At 41.6% G+C, this 18,857-nt stretch carries 17 protein-coding genes and 1 pseudogene; 8 read left to right on the top strand and 10 right to left on the bottom strand.

From position 1 onward, the window contains the following. Positions 1-32: 32 nt before the first annotated feature. The 8 genes from FTU13_RS10685 to FTU13_RS10720 all read right to left on the bottom strand — a co-directional run bounded on the left by FTU13_RS10685 (position 33) and on the right by FTU13_RS10720 (position 8,657). Positions 33-371 (bottom strand): chaperone modulator CbpM, encoded by a 339-nt coding sequence (locus FTU13_RS10685; RefSeq protein ID WP_111885626.1) that lies wholly within the window; start codon positions 369-371, stop codon positions 33-35. 10 nt (positions 372-381) lie between these two features. Then, positions 382-1,344, bottom strand: coding sequence for a DnaJ C-terminal domain-containing protein (locus FTU13_RS10690; RefSeq protein ID WP_180035035.1), 963 nt, complete (start codon positions 1,342-1,344; stop codon positions 382-384). A gap of 141 nt (positions 1,345-1,485) precedes the next feature. Then, on the bottom strand, positions 1,486-1,950 hold the full coding sequence (locus FTU13_RS10695; protein WP_168377965.1) for a DUF2147 domain-containing protein: 465 nt from the start codon (positions 1,948-1,950) through the stop codon (positions 1,486-1,488). A 188-nt stretch (positions 1,951-2,138) separates the two neighbouring features. After that, positions 2,139-2,603 carry a DUF2147 domain-containing protein gene (locus FTU13_RS10700; RefSeq protein WP_180161112.1) on the bottom strand — a complete coding sequence of 155 codons (465 nt, stop codon included), beginning with the start codon at positions 2,601-2,603 and terminating at the stop codon, positions 2,139-2,141. Positions 2,604-2,887: 284 nt separating this feature from the next. Further along, the gene (locus FTU13_RS10705; protein ID WP_180128258.1) at positions 2,888-3,340 is read right to left on the bottom strand and encodes a DUF2147 domain-containing protein; all 453 of its coding nucleotides are present in this window, start codon (positions 3,338-3,340) and stop codon (positions 2,888-2,890) included. A 247-nt stretch (positions 3,341-3,587) separates the two neighbouring features. Next, positions 3,588-4,463: an Hsp33 family molecular chaperone HslO gene (gene hslO, locus FTU13_RS10710; RefSeq protein WP_111885623.1), complete on the bottom strand. Its 876-nt coding sequence runs from the start codon at positions 4,461-4,463 to the stop codon at positions 3,588-3,590. 50 nt (positions 4,464-4,513) lie between these two features. Further along, positions 4,514-6,355, bottom strand: a complete 1,842-nt coding sequence (locus tag FTU13_RS10715) for a monovalent cation:proton antiporter-2 (CPA2) family protein (RefSeq protein WP_180115926.1) — start codon at positions 6,353-6,355, stop codon at positions 4,514-4,516. Between the two features lie 79 nt (positions 6,356-6,434). Next, positions 6,435-8,657 (bottom strand): primosomal protein N', encoded by a 2,223-nt coding sequence (locus FTU13_RS10720; protein ID WP_180128260.1) that lies wholly within the window; start codon positions 8,655-8,657, stop codon positions 6,435-6,437. 150 nt (positions 8,658-8,807) lie between these two features. Between FTU13_RS10720 and gspF the strand changes: the two genes are divergently transcribed. The 4 genes from gspF (at position 8,808) to FTU13_RS10740 (ending at position 11,692) form a co-directional block, all read left to right on the top strand. Beyond that, positions 8,808-10,013: a type II secretion system inner membrane protein GspF gene (gspF, locus tag FTU13_RS10725; protein ID WP_180128262.1), complete on the top strand. Its 1,206-nt coding sequence runs from the start codon at positions 8,808-8,810 to the stop codon at positions 10,011-10,013. 36 nt (positions 10,014-10,049) lie between these two features. Further along, positions 10,050-10,487, top strand: a complete 438-nt coding sequence (gene gspG / locus FTU13_RS10730; RefSeq protein WP_180115924.1) for a type II secretion system major pseudopilin GspG — start codon at positions 10,050-10,052, stop codon at positions 10,485-10,487. 283 nt (positions 10,488-10,770) lie between these two features. Beyond that, positions 10,771-11,106 (top strand): hypothetical protein, encoded by a 336-nt coding sequence (locus FTU13_RS10735; protein WP_078189783.1) that lies wholly within the window; start codon positions 10,771-10,773, stop codon positions 11,104-11,106. A gap of 247 nt (positions 11,107-11,353) precedes the next feature. Beyond that, a complete protein-coding gene (locus FTU13_RS10740) occupies positions 11,354-11,692 on the top strand; it encodes a tRNA-binding protein (protein WP_078192808.1) in 339 nt (112 codons plus the stop codon). 84 nt (positions 11,693-11,776) lie between these two features. Here FTU13_RS10740 and lnt read toward each other — a convergent pair whose 3' ends face one another. Then, entirely contained in the window at positions 11,777-13,336 is a 1,560-nt protein-coding gene (gene lnt, locus FTU13_RS10745) for an apolipoprotein N-acyltransferase (protein WP_180128264.1), read from the bottom strand. Beyond that, on the bottom strand, positions 13,333-14,172 hold the full coding sequence (locus FTU13_RS10750; RefSeq protein WP_218955146.1) for an HlyC/CorC family transporter: 840 nt from the start codon (positions 14,170-14,172) through the stop codon (positions 13,333-13,335). Before FTU13_RS10750 ends, lnt begins: the two co-directional genes overlap by 4 nt. A 200-nt stretch (positions 14,173-14,372) precedes the next feature. Here FTU13_RS10750 and tusA point away from each other — a divergent pair, with 200 nt between their 5' ends. From tusA to FTU13_RS10770, 4 genes and pseudogenes are all read left to right on the top strand, one after another. Continuing rightward, positions 14,373-14,630, top strand: coding sequence for a sulfurtransferase TusA (tusA, locus tag FTU13_RS10755; protein ID WP_078189780.1), 258 nt, complete (start codon positions 14,373-14,375; stop codon positions 14,628-14,630). Between the two features lie 134 nt (positions 14,631-14,764). After that, positions 14,765-17,516 (top strand): annotated as a pseudogene (locus tag FTU13_RS10760) (type VI secretion system Vgr family protein). Next, positions 17,516-18,301: a triacylglycerol lipase gene (locus tag FTU13_RS10765; protein ID WP_180128266.1), complete on the top strand. Its 786-nt coding sequence runs from the start codon at positions 17,516-17,518 to the stop codon at positions 18,299-18,301. The pseudogene FTU13_RS10760 and the gene FTU13_RS10765 overlap by 1 nt, the downstream one beginning before the upstream one ends. Further along, on the top strand, positions 18,298-18,813 hold the full coding sequence (locus tag FTU13_RS10770) for a hypothetical protein (protein WP_078192806.1): 516 nt from the start codon (positions 18,298-18,300) through the stop codon (positions 18,811-18,813). The genes FTU13_RS10765 and FTU13_RS10770 overlap by 4 nt, the downstream gene beginning before the upstream one ends. Positions 18,814-18,857: the final 44 nt, after the last annotated feature.

Genomic DNA, 18,857 nt, shown 5'->3' on the forward strand with positions numbered 1-18,857 from the left:
CGCCCTGCGAGGCAGAGCGTTCATGATTACATTTAATGTGAATGAAACTGTTGGTGTTTGACTTGGCGACGTAGTTGTTGAACTTCGTCAATTAAATCAAGCATCATAGCGACCGCAGTAAAACTGGCATCGAAATCTCGTTGAAGCCGATACGCACGCCGTGCGCGAGATATATCATCGCCAAAAAATTGATGAATCCTGTCTTCTGAACGGCTAGGCAGAATATCGTATTCGAGTAGTTGCAGAACCCATTCTGGACTTTGCCCACAGGCAGAGGCAAAGTGTTGTAGATCAAAACTACTTTTTTCGTCTACGATTTCAGTCTGTTTACATCCGTCACAGACAATTTCACGATAATGAATTGTTGTCATGGTGCTCTCCTTAAGACTGTCGTGGATTAAATGACGGAAAAGCTTGAGCAAAAGCCGCATATGCTTGTTGCTCTTGTTCGGTTTGTGCAGCTGGTATCTGTATATTTAAAATCAGGTAAAGGTGTCCGGGTGTTTTGTTTGGTATCCCTTTGTCCTTTAATCGTAGCTGCTGCCCAGTACGTGCATTTTTAGGAATTTGTAGTTCTAATGTTTTGCCATCAGGACTGGTAAATGCAATTTTTTGACCCAATGCGGCTTCCCATGGACTGATATTCAGTTGTTGGAAAATATCAACACCTTCTACACGGGTTTGCTCGGTTTGTTTATACAAAATTTCAATGTATAAATCGCCAGCGGCTCCACCGTTATAGCCGGCTTGCCCTTGGCCGGAGAGTCGAATTTGTTGACCTGATTTCATACCTGCAGGAATTTTGACTTGCAGGGTTTTACGTTGGACTTCAGGCTCACCATGGGCGTTGAGGCTTGGAATCTGTAAGGTGATATTCTGCGTTGCACCATGAAATGCGATTTCTAAATCCACTTCTAAACTGGCGTGTTGGTCTTCACCACGGAAGCTCTTGGTTTGGCGGTTTGCACGTTGATACTGATAGTCACCGCCACCAAAGCCTTGCCCAAAACGACCAAACAAGTCTTCAAATCCACTAAAGTCCGCATGCTGACCATCACTCGTCGATTGGCGATAAAACTGAGATTGGTCAAAACCACCTTGGTTGCCAGCATTAAACCCAGCAAATCCTTGTGGATGATCGAGTTCAAAATCGTATTGTTTTTTCTTTTCGGCATCACTCAAGGTGTCGTATGCAACATTAATCGCTTGCATGCGCGCTTCAGCATCAGCTTCTTTGCTGACGTCAGGGTGATATTTACGCGCCAATTTTCGATAGGCTTTTTTAATTTGATCTGCCGAAGCATCTCGGGCGATCCCTAAAGTTTGATAGTGATTGTCTGGCATACTCTCTGTATAGATATTGATCATGTTTTAATCAATATAGAAGGGTTCATCAAACTGTCATAGGGGCAAACAGCATCTTATTGTTTCAAAACATGACAATAAAAAAGCCTCACGAGGAGGCTTTTAAAAACACATTTAAAATTAATATTTTATCCAAGTGACACTACGACCAATCACAGATACACCAACATACCCACGTATAGTTAAATGTTTTCCTGAAGCACTAAGTCTTGCTTTGCCTTTATAGATTTTTCCACCAATCGGGTCCAGAACTTTACCGTTTTGGAATTCACGTGGATTTTTTGGATCTTGTTTAAAGTCCCAAATAAATGGCAAGCCGATAAAAGGTTTATTTTTCAATTCACCTGGGCAGTTCGAGCAGACGCCCATTTTTTCAGTGCCAGGGACATTGCGTGTGGTGACAATGATGCCTTCATAGCTTCCATCGGCCTTTTTGCGAATTTCAACGTCTGCACGTGAATATCCGGTGCGGTCATCGACAGTTTTCCACTTACCCACTAGCGGATCGGTTTCCGCAGCGATTGACAATCCTGACAAAGTGCTAAGTACTATTCCGGCAAATAATTGTTGATATATTTTTTTCATTTCATCCCCTGAAAATTCAGAATTGTGTTTTTAGAGTAAGTTGCCTAATTTATATATAAAGCCCTACAAAATCAATGTGATAGTTTGTGATGTATTTGGCAGAATTATTTAAAACGCTGCTTTAATATGGAGTTTTTACTCTAATTTTTAAGTTAAAAAAGGCCTTTAATGATTTAAAGGCCTCGTGCTTAGTTTTTGACCCAAGTGACATTGCGTCCAATTGCAGAGCCTTCAGTACGACCATTGATGATTAAATGCTTGCCATTATTCATCAAACGAGCGCGTGCATTGTAGTGCTTGCCTGATTTGGGATTGAGCATCACTCCACCCACAAATTCATTGGGCTTTTCTGGATCAGCGCTTAGGCCGCTTAAAGTGGTTAAACCGACCATGGGTTTATTTTTCTGAGCACCGGTGCATTGCGTGCATGTCGAAACATTTGCCGTTCCCGGTACGCTTCGGCTTTGGATAATGGTGGCTGAATACAGGTCATGCTTATCTTTGCGAATCACCACATCGGCAAGTGAATAACCTGTTCTATCATCAATGGTTTTCCATGTCCCCACTAAGGGGTCAATCGCTGCAAAAGCAGAGGATAAACTGCAGATGGAGAACATGCCGAACAGGATAGAAGGGAGGAATTTAACAGCCATACAATTACCCACATTACACAAAAAGCGGATGCCTAAAACTTAAAGGCATAAAAATGTTATGGGTTTAATGTAGCCTGAAATAATATGAATATTCTAGTGATTTTTTAAGGATTGGTATTTATATTTTGAGCCAAAACATGAACGTGTTGGCGCTAAATGAGGTTTATGCTGAACGTCTACGCACTAGTAAAATAGTCGGAATTCATCTCAAAGTAGATTGTTATTGGCATGATGAACTCGTCTGGAGTTGAGTTCATCATGCCAATGAAAGCCAAAAGGCCGCTTTAGTTGACGCGGATCCAAGATACCGTCCGGCCGAGGAGCGTGGTTCCAACATAACCTCGAAGTGTCAGCACATTGCCGCGCGCATTCAATTGCCCTTTACCTTGATAGGTATAGCCTGAAAGTGGGTCGATCACCTTGCCATCGGTATAGGCATTCTCTTTTGCATTATGTTTGAAGCCAGAGAATATCGGTAAACCAATTAAGGGTGCATTTTTGAGTTTACCTTCGCATTTTTCACAAATCGTGGTGACAGGGCGGTTAGGGATGGCATGTACTTTGGTGATTTTACCGCTATAGCTGCCGTCTTTTAATTTGGTGATTTGGACTTCAGCACGGGCATAGCCTGTTTTGTCATCTATGGTTTTCCAGGTCCCGACGAGGTCTGCTGCATGTGCTGTCATTGGGCAAAAGCAGAACATGGCTAAAGCAATAGTGAGTGTTTTGAGTTTCATATTTTATCCAGTTTTTTTACATTATTTTTCTATTAAAAAATAAAGCTTTGTTAGTTTTTTTGACTTTATTTCTGGCGCGATTCTACTCGAAAAAAATTTGATCGCAAATACAGTTGATCATGTTGAGGTTCTAAAGTTCGAAACCATTCGACTAAGCGGAAGAAAGTAGCTGTTCTAAATTTAATCGGAATAATAAAAAAGCACCCCGAAGGATGCTTAGATTTAGGCTTTCAATCATCACGATGATTTAGCTGAGGTGTTGACCAAAAAGGGATAAAGCTTCTTCTGCAGTAAAGGTATATTTTGTATTACAGAATTGGCAATCCATTTCAATTGGGTTTTGAAACTCTAGGGTTTCACGAACTGCAGCAACACCGATTTGTTCAAGTGCTGTCGCACAGCGTTCTTTTGAACATGTACAGCCAAATTTTAAGGCCTCAGTTTCAGGAAGACGAACTTCTTCTTCGTTGTATAAACGATATAAGATTTCATTTGCGGATAAAGACGTTAACTCTTCTGCTTTTAATGTCTCAGTCAGCATGGTTAAACGTGGCCATAGATCTTCATCGACACGGCGTTGTTCTTCTTCGTTGTTACGTGGTAATAACTGGATCAGCAAACCACCTGAACGGCTGTTGCTGCTTGCTAAGACGATACGTGTTGGGATCTGTGCAGATAGATCATAATATTGCATCAAGCAACCCGCTAATGTCGGTTTGTCTAAAGGTACAATCCCTTGATAACGCTCACCAAATTCAGGCTCGATATTAATGAAAAGTACTGGGTTTACCAAGGCTTTTAGTACCGTGCTGCTGTCTTCAGCAGCTTGAAAGTGCGGGTCTTCTTCATAATCGGCAAGTGCGCGAACTTCACCGAGATGATTACATTCCGCCATTGCCCATTTAAATGTGCCTGCAGCCTGAATTTGTAAGCTAATACGACCTTTAATTTTTAAGGTACTGGCCAACAAGGCAGTCGCGCTGAGCATTTCACCCAAGAGAATTTGTACAGCAGGTGCATAGTCACGCTGTGCAAGAATCGTTTGTAGGGCTTCTTCAAGATGAACCACTTCTCCACGAACAGGGCTATCTTCAATAAAAAAGCGTTGGCGTAAATCTGACATAAAATTCTCCATAACCCTGCTTTAATGGTGACGATATTGTAAAACACAAGTCATTCATTATCATCTCTTGTGACATCAATACGATGACGTTGTAAGCTGCGTTGTAAATCAACACCTGTAGGTTTTTCACGGGCTTGTGCATCGCTTTCAAACAAATGTTCCAGTTCAGCTAAAGCGTTACGATGCGTTTCATAAATCTTTTGTTCATCGGTATAGATTTGCTGCTGTTGAGTCAGCAGTTTTTCATCATAGTCACGGAACAATTCGATACTTTTATATGCATCTTCATCGCTGATGCCTAAGTCGCACAGCATGTGATAGGCCATTCCTAAAGAGGATAAATAGGTTTCACGCCAAATATGCTCAATTCCTAAATCACGCAGCAAATGCACCTGATGACGGTCACGCGCGCGGACCAATAATTTTAACTGAGGGTAATTCAGACGAATATGACGCGCCACGTTCATCGAGTCTTCAATATCATCTATGGCAAGGACAAACACTTTGGCATGTTCAATGCCCGCAGCGCGTAAAATATCTGGTTGTGTGGCATCGCCATAATACAGATGACCACCATAATTACGTACGAAATCGACTTTGTCTAAGTTGCTATCAATGGCGGTAAAAGACAAATGCTGTAAATGCGCCACACGAGCAATGATTTGTCCAAAACGTCCAAAGCCCGCAATAATCACAGGATTATGTTCATCCGGAATGTCGTCATATTCGGGAATGGTTTTTGGATTAAAACGTGGCAAAATTTGTGATTGTATTAACCAATACAACATAGGGGTCAACACCATCGACAAGGTGACGATGAGGGTTAATGGCTCCAAAATGGCTTGTTGTACGACATTTTCACTTTTCGCCACACTAAAGACCACAAAGGCAAATTCACCGCCTTGAGCCAAACAGGTCGCCAGTAAAATACTGTTGCGCCATGAATTTTTGAGATAACGTGCAATTGCGGTAAGTGACGCCATTTTGATGAGCATCAGTGCCAACGCACCACCGATAATGAACCATGGCATTTCAACAAACAACGACAGTTCCGTGGTCATGCCCACGGTCATAAAGAAAAGACCAAGTAAAAGCCCCTTAAATGGAGCAATACTGGCTTCGAGTTCATGGCGGAATTCAGAGTCTGCCAATAGTACGCCAGTCAAAAATGCTCCGAGTGTGGTACTGATGTCAAGTACATCCATCAACACCACGACACCCAGCACTATAAATAAACCGACAGCGGTGATCAGTTCATGCGCACCACTTTTCGCGACGAAGCGGAAAAAAGGCCGCATTAAGTATCGACTAAATAAAAATAAGCCTGAAAAAGTCGCAATGATGGCAGCGAAATAGGCGATTCCGTGATGTGATGATTCTGTCCCTGCGAGCAGGGGGATGACTGCAATCAGGGGAATCGCGGCCATATCTTGAAACAGCAAAATCGAAAAGGATTGTTGCCCATAGGTGGTGTTTAATTGCTGCTTCTCACTCAGCATCTGCAAGACAAAGGCAGTAGAAGAAAGAGCGAGAGCGAAACCGATAACGATACTGGCTGCAATGCCTTGTTGTAAGGCAAAAAAACTGCCTAGCGCTAAAACAAGACCGGTCAGACCGACTTGTAAACTCCCCATGCCGAAAATAGAACTGCGCATACTCCATAGACGCTGTGGACGGAGTTCGAGGCCGATCAGGAACATCAGTAAGATCACGCCAAACTCAGCGAGATCTTGGATCGCTTGGGGATCACTGGCAATGTTAAAGACATCGGGGCCGAGCAAAATACCAGTGAACAGATATCCCAATACCGTTGCAATACCAAAGCGCTTGAGCAAAGGGACAAGCAATAAGGATGCGCCAAGGAAAATTGTGATCTGTAACAGTAGTGACATTTACTCGTCCTAGAGTTGTGTTTTTGGTCGAAAGTTGCAATTCAGTATGACTGATATTTTCAGACTGAATTGTACGCGTTTAACTGAGTTCCTGTGGGTCTATATCGAGGCTCAATTTCATATTTGATGGCTTGTTATGCAAGATGTTTTGCCACCAATAACGCAGATAATAATGTAAGCGCGCACGATCTGTAGACAGTAAAACCATGTGGGATTGGTAACGCCCTGCTTTGCGCTCCATCGGGGCAGGAATCGGCCCCCAAATATCAATAATTCCAGCAGAGTCCTGACGCAGCAATTGGGCATGTTGCTGTAAAAATTCAGTATTGATTTCTTGGTTTTTTGACTCACAGCGTACCAATGCTGCATAGCGAAACGGTGGCATTTGTGCCATTTCCCGTTCTTTCATGGTTTCTTTGGCAAATTTTCGATAGTTCTCATTGACCAAAATATTCAAAAGCGGATGGTCGGGTCTTAATGTTTGTAGGAATACATCGCCTTTACGTTCGCCACGGCCGGCACGCCCTGTGACTTGCACAATGAGTTGAGCGGTACGTTCGATGGCACGGAAGTCCACACTCAGCAGACCTGAATCGATATCTAAAATCGCCACTAAGGTGACGTAAGGGAAATGATGTCCTTTGGCCAGCATTTGTGTGCCAAGCAAAATGGCAGGTTCGCTTTTTTGAATCTTGTCATAGATTTTTTGCCAGCTGCCGACGCGACTGGTGGAATCACGATCGACCCGTATAACGTCATGCTGCGGAAATAGTTCATTCAGGCTTTCTTCAACCTTCGCTGTGCCCATGCCCACGGATTTCAGTTCTTGGTGATTACACTGTGGACAATGCTCTGGCATACGGTGAATGGTGCCGCAGTGATGACAATGTAAATGTTGATAAGGTGTACGATGAACCGTGAAATTGGCATCGCAATGTGGGCATTTGGCCTGCCATGCACAGCTTTCACAAATCAGTACAGGTGCATAACCCCGGCGGTTTAAAAACACCAATACTTGCTCTTTTTTTTCAAGCCGTTTACGGATTTCACCAATCAAAAGTTGGCTGATTCCATGCTGTTTCTGTGCCACTTTCAAATCAAGGATGTGTATTTTCGGCATGACCGCGGTGCCCGCACGTTGGTTCAATTCCAGTACGGTCATTTTGCCTTGTTTCGCCAGTGCATAGCACTCGATACTAGGCGTGGCAGAACCTAAAATTACAGGGCATTGTTCCAGATGCCCACGGTAAAGTGCGACATCCCGAGCGTGATAGCGAAAGCCTTCTTGTTGTTTAAAGGACAGATCATGCTCTTCATCAATCACAATTAAACCTAGATTAGGCAGTGGGGTATAAATTGCAGAACGTGTGCCTAAGATAATTGACGCCTTACCTGTTTGCGCAGCTTGCCAAGCTTGCATACGTTTTGAATCGTTCAAACCCGAATGTAGTAGAGCAATATTGCAATGAAAACGTGATTGGAAACGGCTAATGGTCTGTGGGGTAAGTCCAATTTCAGGCACTAAAACCAAGACTTGTTTGCCTTGCTTTAGAACCTCTTGCATGATTTGTAAATAGACTTCAGTTTTACCACTGCCAGTTAAGCCATCGAGCAGGAAGGCCTGATATTTTTTACGTGCTTTTAATACGCTATCGATCGCTTTTTTTTGGTCAGGGTTTGCTGTAAGTGGCATTTGCGCCATGCTCATCGGCATCGGGCTAAAGTCTTGTTCTGCTAACACACATTCGCAGATGCCTTTTTTCTCTAAGGCTTTGAGTGTTGCTGTTTCCACACCTGACAAATTTAAAAGATTTTCACCTGTGCCTGTGGGATGTAATTTTAGTATTTTATACGCTTCTTGCTGACGCTCTGAACGTTTAATTTTGGCTTCAGCATTATGGTCGATCAGATTCCATGTCCGTGCCAGTAAATTATAGGGCTTTCCTTGGCGTAACAGCGTCGGAAGGGCACTTTGCATCACTTCACCAATCGGAAATTGGTAATACTGTGCAGACCATGTCAATAAATTTAAAACTTTCTCATCTAAAATGGCACGATCATCAAGAAGTTCGGTAATGGCCTTGAGTTTAAAGCTTGAATCGAGTGGTGCATCGGGAGCAATTTTTTCCACGATGATACCGGTCAAATTTTGCCGACCAAAAGATACAGCAACGCGTGCACCTACTTCAGCTTGTTGGTATTGCTCTTGGTTTAAGCTGTAATCGAAGCAGTCGTATAAATATACCGGAACGGCGACTCGAACGCGGTAAATAGGTGTTGCAATGCTCGCTGAATTTGCCATAAAACGTGGATAAGTTCCTGATTAAATTTCGTCGTGATCGTAAAGGAGTTGTGTTAGAGTGAGCTCATATTTTATATCTAAGAATATGAATGATTTTGATGGTCAGACGCAACTGCGCTGATAGAAATTTTGGAAAATTAGAGCATTACAATGCCTGCATATCAGTTTACTGCCATAGACGCTTCAGGGAAGCAGCAGAAGGGTGTACTTGAGGGTGATTCTGCGCGTCAAATTCGTCAACAGCTCAGAGATCAGTCACTCATTCCAGTTGCTGTCGATCCGATAGAGCAAAAAGACAAACACGCGCAGCAGCGCTGGTTTCAAAAAGGGCTGAATGCCTATGACTTGGCTTTATTGACTCGCCAACTTTCAGTTTTGGTTGCCGCTGCAATTCCATTAGAAGAAGCGATTCGTGCTGTGGGAAAACAAAACGAAAAAGCCTATGTGCAAAACCTGTTGATGTCGGTGCGTTCTAAAGTTTTGGAAGGACATTCTTTAGCCAACGCACTACAACAAGCGGGACGCTTTCCTGAACTGTATATTGCCACGATTGCAGCAGGTGAGCGTTCAGGCCATCTCGATCTCATTCTCGACCAACTTGCCGATTACACCGAAAATCGCTTTGCCATGCAAAAGAAAGTGCAGGGTGCGATGATTTATCCGATCATCCTGATGTTAATGTCTTTCGGGATTGTGATGGGACTCATGACCTATGTGGTCCCAGATATTGTCAAAACCTTTGATCAAAGCAAAGATGCCTTGCCGTGGATAACGGTCGCTTTAATGAAAGCCAGTGATTTTATTCGAATGGCCTGGCCATTTTTATTGGTCGGTAGCGTAGTCTCGATTTTTCTCTTGGTTCGATTCCTCAGAACAGCAGCGGGACATTATGCGTTTGACCGTTTGACCTTGAAATTACCGTTATTTTCCAAACTGTCTAAAGGCATTAATGCCGCTCGTTTTGCCAGTACCTTGTCGATTTTAACCAAGTCTGGCGTGCCATTGGTCGATGCTTTAAAAATTGGCGCAGCGGTCAGTAATAATTGGGTGATTCGAGATTCGGTCAACCTTGCGGCAGAGAAAGTAACAGAAGGTGGTAATTTAGCAACACAGCTTGAGCGAAGTGGTTATTTCCCACCGATGATGGTACAAATGATCAAAAGTGGTGAAAGTTCAGGCGAATTGGATCGGATGCTAGAACGTGCGTCGACGATGCAAGACCGTGAAGTGACGACCTTAATTTCAACTTTATTGGCGTTGCTTGAACCGCTGATGTTGGTATTTATGGCGAGCATTGTACTGGTGATCGTGATTGCTGTGATGCTGCCAATCGTGAATATGAATAATATGATTTAAGACATTCGAACAATGATGTGAACAGAGATTTGTAACATGCAAGTGAAGACAAAAAATATGAAGCAACAAGGTTTTACTTTAATTGAAGTGATGGTGGTCATTGTCATTTTAGGTGTTTTGGCAGCGCTGATTGTACCGAACGTGATGGGCCGTGGTGAAAAAGCTAAAGTCGATACTACGGCGATTACCTTAAAAACTGTGGCAGGTGCACTAAAGCAATACAAAATTGATAATGGTAAATATCCATCGATGCAAGATGGTGGTTTAAATGCCTTAATTACTAAGCCAGAATCTGCAAAAAATTGGTTACCAGATGGATACTTAAATGGGCAATATCCAAAAGACAGTTGGGACAATGACATTCAATATGTGATTCCAGGTTCTGAAGGCCGTCCTTATGATCTTTATTCATTTGGTGCAGATGGTCAGTCTGGCGGTGAAGACAATGATGCCGATATTTACTATAAACACTAACTGAGAATAATTATAAATTCAGTTTTAATGGAATTAATCACTTCACTTAATAGGATGTTTCAATATTGAGTGAAGTGATAATAAATCTTAATTATAAAATTAATATTAAGTTGTTGAATTTAATTTAAATTATATATTATAAAATATGTGATATTTATAATAAGAATTATTCCCAATTTTATTGATTACAATAATCGTAAAATATGAATAAATATAGGCTTTTCATTTAAATATAACCGAGCATAATATCTTTTATGGTACTTTTTTAGCCATGGAGGATAGTATGAAAGCATTATTATTAACGGATGAAATTAACCAATTTCATTGGTCTATGCTGAAATCTGTTCTTTTGATTTTAAGTATTCTGCCGATCAGTCAAGGCATTGTGTATTTATGGCAAAGCACTGAGGGCAGTAGCCAAATTATGGTGGGCTTCTTTGCCATGAGCTTAATGAGTTCATTACTAGCTTTAAGTTTTTGGTCTGCATTAAAAGCGACTGTGGCAAATTTAAAACAAGAACATGCATCTGCCATTGAACAAATGGTTGTTCGTCTTTATCGATATATTCCAATGGTGTCTTTAGCTGCCATGCTTTCCTATTTAGTTACTCAGTTATAACCCCAAAATTAAACCTTCAAAACTGGAGCTTGCTCCAGTTTTTTTATGTCCCGTGCAAATGAACAGTTAGCTTACATCAAAGCGTACATCAATATGATGCGCATTCTAAGATTACTTTGCTTTGTCCATTTTGACGCATCGAATGTCTGTTTCACATATGGTCAGCCTGAATGAAATTTTTATAATCTTTAGATATCAGATCTTAGATAGTTAGATGAAGTACAACAAAGAAAAGAAAGAGGGAAAAATGCAACAGATCGATTGGCAAGATTTTTTGAAAGTTGAATTACGTGTGGGGAAAATTGTGCAGGCTGAAGTCTTTGAGCAAGCACGTAAACCCGCGTACATTCTCCATGTGGATTTTGGAGAGGAACTGGGCATTAAAAAATCCAGTGCGCAAATTACACAGCTATATCAGCCGGAAAATCTATTGGGAAAATTGGTCGTTGCCGTCGTGAATTTTCCAAAAAAACAAATTGGTCCGATCCAGTCAGAGTGTTTGGTCACAGGCTTTCATAATGCAGATGGGCATGTTGCTCTTTGTGTGCCTGAGGCAGAGATTCCCCTAGGCACCAAGTTACTTTGAAAAAGTAGGGTGAACTGGCACCCTGAAAGTTTATCAATAAAAAACCGAGCTTTGGCTCGGTTTTTTTGATCTTTTGTAGCGGAATTAACGGCGTGATTTAAAAGAAATATCAACTTTACGCGGGCGATAAATCCAACCGAGAACCAATAACAAGAATGAGAAAATCAACACAGGCCAATCACTTAAGCGTGTGTAAAGTGTCTCGCCTTGCATGGCGGGTAAATCACCACGCAGTACCGCATCTTTATCCATCGGTGCCTGCTTCACAATGTGACCATTATGATCAATAAAGGCGGTAATGCCGGTATTGGTTGCACGGATAAACCAACGGCCATTTTCTTTGGCACGCATTTGAACCATTTGTAGGTGCTGATGCGGGCTCGCTGTTCCAGTAAACCATGCGTCATTGGAAATGGTCACCAGATAATCACTTTGACTGGCATTACGGCGCGTTAAGTTGGGATAAGCCACTTCATAGCAAATCGCTGCACCTAAATCATGACCTTTAACATTCAAAGGCTTTTGGTTATTTTCACCACGTGAAAAGCCACTCATCGACGGGTCATTTTGTAGGGCAGGCAGTACCCAACTTAACATCCCTGAAAGCGGAATGTATTCACCAAACGGAACTAGGCGTTGCTTCTTATATAGACCAGAAGATTCATCACCAGTTGCCATGATGGTGTTGTAATACATAGGGTGTTGGTTTTGCTGTGTTTCCGCTAAATCCCAATAGGGAATACCTGTCACCCAAGCCGTCCCTGTTTTATTGGCTTGGACTTTCATCGCATCCAGAAACGGCTCAATATCGGTTTGGAACATTGGAATGGAGGATTCCGGCCAAACAATGACATCACGCCCCCATTCGGTCCGACTTAATGACGCATATTTCATTAAGGTTTGAGCTTGGTATTCTGTTAACCATTTTAAATCTTGTGGAATATTGCCTTGAATTAAGGAAACACTCAGCGGTTTTTCATTTTTAGGCTGAACAAATTGCAGTTGCGCTGCACCCCATGCGCCGAGCAAAACAAGGGCAGATGGAACAATCCAAAATATGCGTTTACGCAGGATTTCAACTAAGGCACAGGCCAATAAAATGACCGCAAAAGACACCCCAAAGATCCCGAATAATGGCGCATAGCCATCGAGGAACCGTTCAGTAAAGGCATAACCTGCAAACAGCCATGGAAAACCGGTAAAGACCCAAGTTTTACTCCACTCGAAAAACACCCATAGTGGCGCAAAGGTCAGTGGTGTTTCTGGAAAGAAGCGGCGGTAGAGCCAACTCTGAACTGCGGTAAACAGTCCCATCACAATCGCCATAATGGCAATCATCAAAACACTGAGTGCTGAATTGGTATCACCATAGACATGGATCGAGGTATACAGCCAAAAAGCCCCAACAAACCATAAGCCAAAGCCATAAGCTAGACCAATGAAAAACGATTGTTTAGGGGTACGTTGACTTAAGCAGGCATATAGCAGGGCTGGAGATAAAATAGCCAACCACCAATAATGATAAGGTGCCAGCGACAAGCTGAATATGGCACCTGAAAATAATGCAATCAGCAAAGGATAGATGAAAGGTAGCTGTTTTTTTTGTTGTGAGTGGTTTAGCAGCTTATCAAAGTAGGTTCTCATTTACGGACAGCTCGGATCAGATGAATGGTACGTGCATCTGCCTCCAAAATGGTAAACTCCCAGTTTTCAAGTTCAATCACTTGACCTTGTAAATCACTGACCAAGCCCATTTCTTGTAGCAGTAAGCCGCCCACAGTTTCTACTTCATCATCTGAAAAATCAGCATCTAAAAGATTGTTAAAGTGTTCAATTGGTGTAAGTGCTTGAACCAACCATGTATTTGCACTTAGTGGATCTTCATCTGGAATGATAAATTGAGCTTCTTCATCGACTTTGTCGTGTTCGTCTTCAATTTCACCTACAATTTCTTCAAGAATATCTTCTAAAGTCACTAAACCTGAAGTTGTACCATATTCATCAATCACTACAGCGATATGGGTTTGGGTATTTTTTAACATACGTAAAACTTGGTCAGAACGCGCGCTCTCGGGTACAAATAAGGGTTGACGCATTAATGCACGAATATCGACTTTGATGGTCGGTTCTGTCAAAAATGGCAACAAATCTTTGGCCAACAAAATACCGACAACATTGTCTGGCTGGTCTGAGGAAAAGACTGGGAAACGTGAGTGTGCAGATTCAACAAGTACATGCAAAATATCTAATAGCTCATCATCTTCTTGCAAGCTGATCATCGCAGTACGGGGGGTCATGACCTCGCGGATTTTAGTTGCAGGTAAGTCGAGTACCCCTTCGAGCATGGCAACTGTATCGGGTTCTAAGAAGCGACGTGAATCTTGTACCAATTTCAACAGTTCGTCACGGGTTTCTGGTGCAGTGCCCAGCCATTTACGTAAGCCGCGCATGCCCCACGACGGGCCGGATTCCTCTTGCATGATCTTTCCTAAAGACTCTTAATATCTAATAAATGATGATTTTATCATACCGTAGAAAATACAGTTGTCTATTGTTAATGTTGATCTAGATGATGAGCGATCAAGTCATTTTAAGAGACTTTCACCTGCATTTTTCAAGCTAACATTCAGTCTTCAGGATTATGCTAAAATAGCCTTAGATTTTAATGCTGAGTTTTCTAATGTCTGAGCCTTCTGTGCCCCCATCAATTCAATTAAACACCCGTGGCTTACGTTGCCCTGAGCCTGTGATGATGTTGCATCAAGCCATTCGTAAATCAAAATCGGGCGATATTGTTGAAGTTTTTGCAACAGATAATTCGACCTCTTGGGATATTCCGAAATTTTGTATGCATTTAGGTCATGAGCTATTGCTTCAAGAAGAACGTCTTGATGAAAATGGAAATAAAGAATTTCATTATTTGGTTCAGAAAGGTTAATTAAAGAGATTGTAAAAAATAATAATTATTAAGATGTTACATTTATTATTAATAAAATAGGCTGGTCAAGTCTGATGGCTAGCCTATATCATTCGCAGCATAATTATACAAAGTTTAAAAAACAGACTTTTAAAATGTTAAATTCGATTGCTCTTATACTTGAAAAATTAGGCTTATCCGCCCAAAAACGTGCCATTCATGTGCAATTTTCCAACCCTGCGTTGAATGATGAGCTTTTTATTCAACGTATTGATGGGGAGCATGTCTTAAACCAAGGCCTGCAAGCGACTTTGATTTGCCTATCTACTAATGCCCTTATTCCGCTAAAACAATTTATTGGCGCACAGGTCGCCGTTGATCAAGTAACCGATCAGGGCGAACTCTTCCGCACCACCGGTATCATCACCGAAGCCACCCAAGGGCAGAGTGACGGTTCACTCACCCTATATAAACTCACTTTAGAAGATGCAACATCGCTGTGGCATAAGCGCCGCAACAGCCGTGTGTTTATGAACAAATCGGTGCGTGATGTCAGTGAAACTCTCTTTAAAGAATGGCAAAGCAAAAGTCCGCTTTTTGCTGCCAGTCTAACGCTTGATCTAAGCGGTTTAAGTCAGAACTATGATGTCCGACCTTTCATTATGCAGTCGAATGAAAGCGATTATGACTTTTTAACCCGACTTTGGCGTAGTGAGCGTATCAACTGGCTCATCGATGAAGCGCAGCTGAAAGTGCCGCATTCTTCAGCGCCAATTGAAAAACAAAAACTTCGTCTGATTGATGACAATAGCCAATATCAAGCGCTCAGCCGTCGTAGTATCCGCTTTCATCGCTCTAGCGCCACTGCAAGACAGCATCATCAGCTTGATCGGTGAACGTAGCATTCAGCCGACTGCGGTCCATGTACAGCGCTGGCAAGCCGATGGACTGAGCCAAGAAGAAGGCGCAGGCTCAGTTCAAAGCAAACATCAGCATAGCCAAAGCCAAGACAATGCCAGTTTAAGTTTGGAACAAGCATGGCATATCAGCCCTGCATGGATGCAAGACTTAAAAGGCGAAGACCAAGCTACCGCTTCATCAAACAGTCAGATTGAAAAACTGAATCAAAACCTAACGCGCTATCACGAGCTACAATCGAAAAAATTTAATGCACAATCGACTGTGCGTGATACACAAGTGGGTTATTGGTTTGAATTGAATGAACACCCAGAAATCGATCAACACAGTGGTGCAGACAAACAATTTTTAATCACAGAAAAGAAATTTTATAACCAAAATAACTTACCCAAAGATCTCTCTGAACAAGTCAATCAACTGATTGAACAGAGCCAGTGGAATATTAAACCCATCCATGAACAGGCCGAGCGTCAGGCCAATCAGCTCACATTACAACGCCGCAATATTGCGACGGTTCCTGAATATAACCCACTCGAACACCGTCCAAGCACCCATCCGCAACGGGCTAAAGTTGTCGGGCCAAGTGGTGAAGAAATACATGTCGATGAATGGGGGCGTATCAAAGTCCGCTTTTTATTTACCCGTGGAGATGACCACAGCCATGATGGCGGTGCAGGCAGTAATGACAATGATACGGATTCTGCATGGGTAGATGTGCTTACCCCATGGGCCGGTGAAGGCTATGGTGCACGATTCTTACCGCGCATTAATGAAATCGTGGTCATCGATTTCTTTGACGGCAATATCGACCGACCATTTGTGGTGGGGCGCATACATGAAGCACAGCGCAGTCCGACCCAATTTGATAGTAAAGGTAAACTGCCAGACACCAAAAAACTGGCTGGAATAAAAAGTAAGGAAGTCCAAGGTGAAGGCTTTGGACAACTACGCTTTGATGACACGACTGGACAAATATCGACACAATTACAAAGTACCCATGGTGCCACTCAGCTCAACCTAGGGAACCTCAGTCATCCCAAAGAAACCGCAGAAAGTGCAGGGCGAGGTGAAGGCTTTGAACTGAGAACAGACCAATGGGGCGCAGTACGTGCAGGACAGGGGCTACTTGTCAGCACACACCCACAACAACAAGCAGCAGCAATGCACCTCGACGCACAAGCGGCGAAAGAACAAATCGAAGCCAACTTAAACAGCAGTAAAGCCTTAAGTGAAGTGGCGAAAAACCAGCAAACTGATCCACTTGAAGTCTTAGATAATCTGAAAAACTTCCTTGGACAAATCGAAAAAGGCAGTAAAGAAAAAGCCGATGCCTTTAAACAAGCCTTAATGATTTTATCTGCACCAAACTCCATTGCTGTGAGTAGTCAGGAAGATATTCATCTTTCAGCGGATGGGCAGATCAGCCAAAGTGCGGGCGATAGCATCAATCTCAGCAGTCAAAAATCTTTAATTGCCCATGCACAAAGCAAGATCAGTCTATTTGCAGCACAAGAAGGTTTACGCGCGTATGCAGGCAAAGGCAAAGTTGAAATCCAAGCCCAAGGAGATGGGGCAGATCTGATTGCCCGAAAAGGTATTCAAATTATTTCTACGGAAGATAAAGTTGAAATCAAAGCGAGCAAAAAAATCGTGCTAACTGCTGGTGGTAGTCAGATTGAAATTAGTAGTGCGGGTGTATTACCGACAACTAGCGGTAAGTTTGAAGTGAAGGCAGGGCAGCATAATTTTAAACAGGGTGCAAAAGTAAATAAGCCGCTTCCATTTTTGCCTGAAAAAGAAAAGCAAAAATATGGCGTATGGTTTGATGTGATGGATCATCAAGGAAAGAAACTTGCTTCAGGTACGGAATATATTATTTACGATGAAACAGACAAAGAAGTTGAACGTGGAAAATTAGATAAATCCGGTCTTGTTAGGTTAGAAACTGAAGAATTAAATAAACAATATAAAATACATGTGGTGATGTGATGGGATTAGAAGAACAAGCCTATGCTGACTTAGTTAGGACAACTATGGGAAATGTAAACCCTACACCACCTGTAGTTCCTGTTCAGCTGGTGGTATATACACATAGTTATACCGCATTTATTGGTGGAGCATCTGATAAGTACTCTTTTGCTCCTAACGATCTGCCTATTAATATAGGAGGTAGAGGCTTAGGACCTAATAGATTTGTTGGTGAATATTTTGATGAGTTTGATTTATCACAAAAGAAGAAATTTAAAAATGCGACGATTGAATATTACGGGTATGAGGAAGCATATACTGGCATGAAAGCTGGAGGGAAAAAATTACATGCATTTGACAATATTAAGAAATTCTTAGAAAAAAACCCGAATACTCAGGTAAATATTATTGGACATAGTTTAGGTGGATGGAACGCAGCTGGACTCGCAGCTGAACTAGGCAAAAAAAAGATATGCAAAGTTAATTTACTGATAACAATTGATCCTGTTGGAACTTTATTATCATATAGTGCATTAACTCCAGTAAGAGCTCGAATCTATTTTAGAGAGCCTTCACCTAATTGTAATTATTGGATAAGTGTAACATGCGAGCCAAAGTCGTATGATAGTAACGATGCTGTTGCAGATTCAGGAGGGCAGTGGAGGGATAAACCCAGAGAGAGAGCAAATGTTTTTTATTCTACAAAATATAGTCATGCTGAATTTAAGGAAATGATGAAAGAAAAAATATTTATGGGCCAGTCTGCTGAAGATATGATGTTCACTCAATTGAAGAAAATAAAATGAAAAAAAAATACATTTTGGGTTTTGTTGTATTTATTTTGGGTTGCCAAAATGCTAATCATCAAAGCTTAGATAGAAAAATTACTGTTAATCCTTCTCTTAAATTAAGCTATAGTATTATCGGTTCAGAAGAAAAACCTGCATTAGCAGTTACAGGAAATTTAATAAGTTCAGTTTCATTAAAAGAAGTTTTGATAAAAGAACAATTCGACTTTGCACGTATTGAGTGTGACAAGTTGAATGAGTTCAAACCTTATGCGTATTTAAAAGTAAAAGATGAAAAAAGAAAGAAGAATACTTTTCAATCGGATTTTTTGTTGAAAATATGTCCGGAAGATGATGCTAATAGTGAGCATTGTGTTAAAAATATTGAAGATTTTAGGAATAGAATAAAAACAAATTTAAGTTGTGAAGTCGTTTTTGGTGGAATGACTAAATCAAAAATAATTATTTCAAATCGATTTAAAATCGATAAGAATCAAATATTAAATGCAGAGGAGTATGCATTGGAATAAGCATATTCTTATGGAGTAGAAGCTAGAATTAGAATATTTATTAT

This window comes from Acinetobacter sp. YH12064, assembly GCF_013419735.1.
Taxonomy (GTDB): Bacteria; Pseudomonadota; Gammaproteobacteria; order Pseudomonadales; family Moraxellaceae; genus Acinetobacter; species Acinetobacter amyesii.

What these genes read in the sequence shown, in the direction of transcription:
- FTU13_RS10685 (WP_111885626.1), bottom strand. Translation starts at nt 371, where the DNA reads ATGACAACAATTCATTATCGTGAAATTGTCTGTGACGGATGTAAACAG.
- FTU13_RS10690 (WP_180035035.1), bottom strand. Translation starts at nt 1,344, where the DNA reads ATGCCAGACAATCACTATCAAACTTTAGGGATCGCCCGAGATGCTTCG.
- FTU13_RS10695 (WP_168377965.1), bottom strand. Translation starts at nt 1,950, where the DNA reads ATGAAAAAAATATATCAACAATTATTTGCCGGAATAGTACTTAGCACT.
- FTU13_RS10700 (WP_180161112.1), bottom strand. Translation starts at nt 2,603, where the DNA reads ATGGCTGTTAAATTCCTCCCTTCTATCCTGTTCGGCATGTTCTCCATC.
- FTU13_RS10705 (WP_180128258.1), bottom strand. Translation starts at nt 3,340, where the DNA reads ATGAAACTCAAAACACTCACTATTGCTTTAGCCATGTTCTGCTTTTGC.
- hslO (WP_111885623.1), bottom strand. Translation starts at nt 4,463, where the DNA reads ATGTCAGATTTACGCCAACGCTTTTTTATTGAAGATAGCCCTGTTCGT.
- FTU13_RS10715 (WP_180115926.1), bottom strand. Translation starts at nt 6,355, where the DNA reads ATGTCACTACTGTTACAGATCACAATTTTCCTTGGCGCATCCTTATTG.
- FTU13_RS10720 (WP_180128260.1), bottom strand. Translation starts at nt 8,657, where the DNA reads ATGGCAAATTCAGCGAGCATTGCAACACCTATTTACCGCGTTCGAGTC.
- gspF (WP_180128262.1), top strand. Translation starts at nt 8,808, where the DNA reads ATGCCTGCATATCAGTTTACTGCCATAGACGCTTCAGGGAAGCAGCAG.
- gspG (WP_180115924.1), top strand. Translation starts at nt 10,050, where the DNA reads ATGCAAGTGAAGACAAAAAATATGAAGCAACAAGGTTTTACTTTAATT.
- FTU13_RS10735 (WP_078189783.1), top strand. Translation starts at nt 10,771, where the DNA reads ATGAAAGCATTATTATTAACGGATGAAATTAACCAATTTCATTGGTCT.
- FTU13_RS10740 (WP_078192808.1), top strand. Translation starts at nt 11,354, where the DNA reads ATGCAACAGATCGATTGGCAAGATTTTTTGAAAGTTGAATTACGTGTG.
- lnt (WP_180128264.1), bottom strand. Translation starts at nt 13,336, where the DNA reads ATGAGAACCTACTTTGATAAGCTGCTAAACCACTCACAACAAAAAAAA.
- FTU13_RS10750 (WP_218955146.1), bottom strand. Translation starts at nt 14,172, where the DNA reads ATGCAAGAGGAATCCGGCCCGTCGTGGGGCATGCGCGGCTTACGTAAA.
- tusA (WP_078189780.1), top strand. Translation starts at nt 14,373, where the DNA reads ATGTCTGAGCCTTCTGTGCCCCCATCAATTCAATTAAACACCCGTGGC.
- FTU13_RS10765 (WP_180128266.1), top strand. Translation starts at nt 17,516, where the DNA reads ATGGGATTAGAAGAACAAGCCTATGCTGACTTAGTTAGGACAACTATG.
- FTU13_RS10770 (WP_078192806.1), top strand. Translation starts at nt 18,298, where the DNA reads ATGAAAAAAAAATACATTTTGGGTTTTGTTGTATTTATTTTGGGTTGC.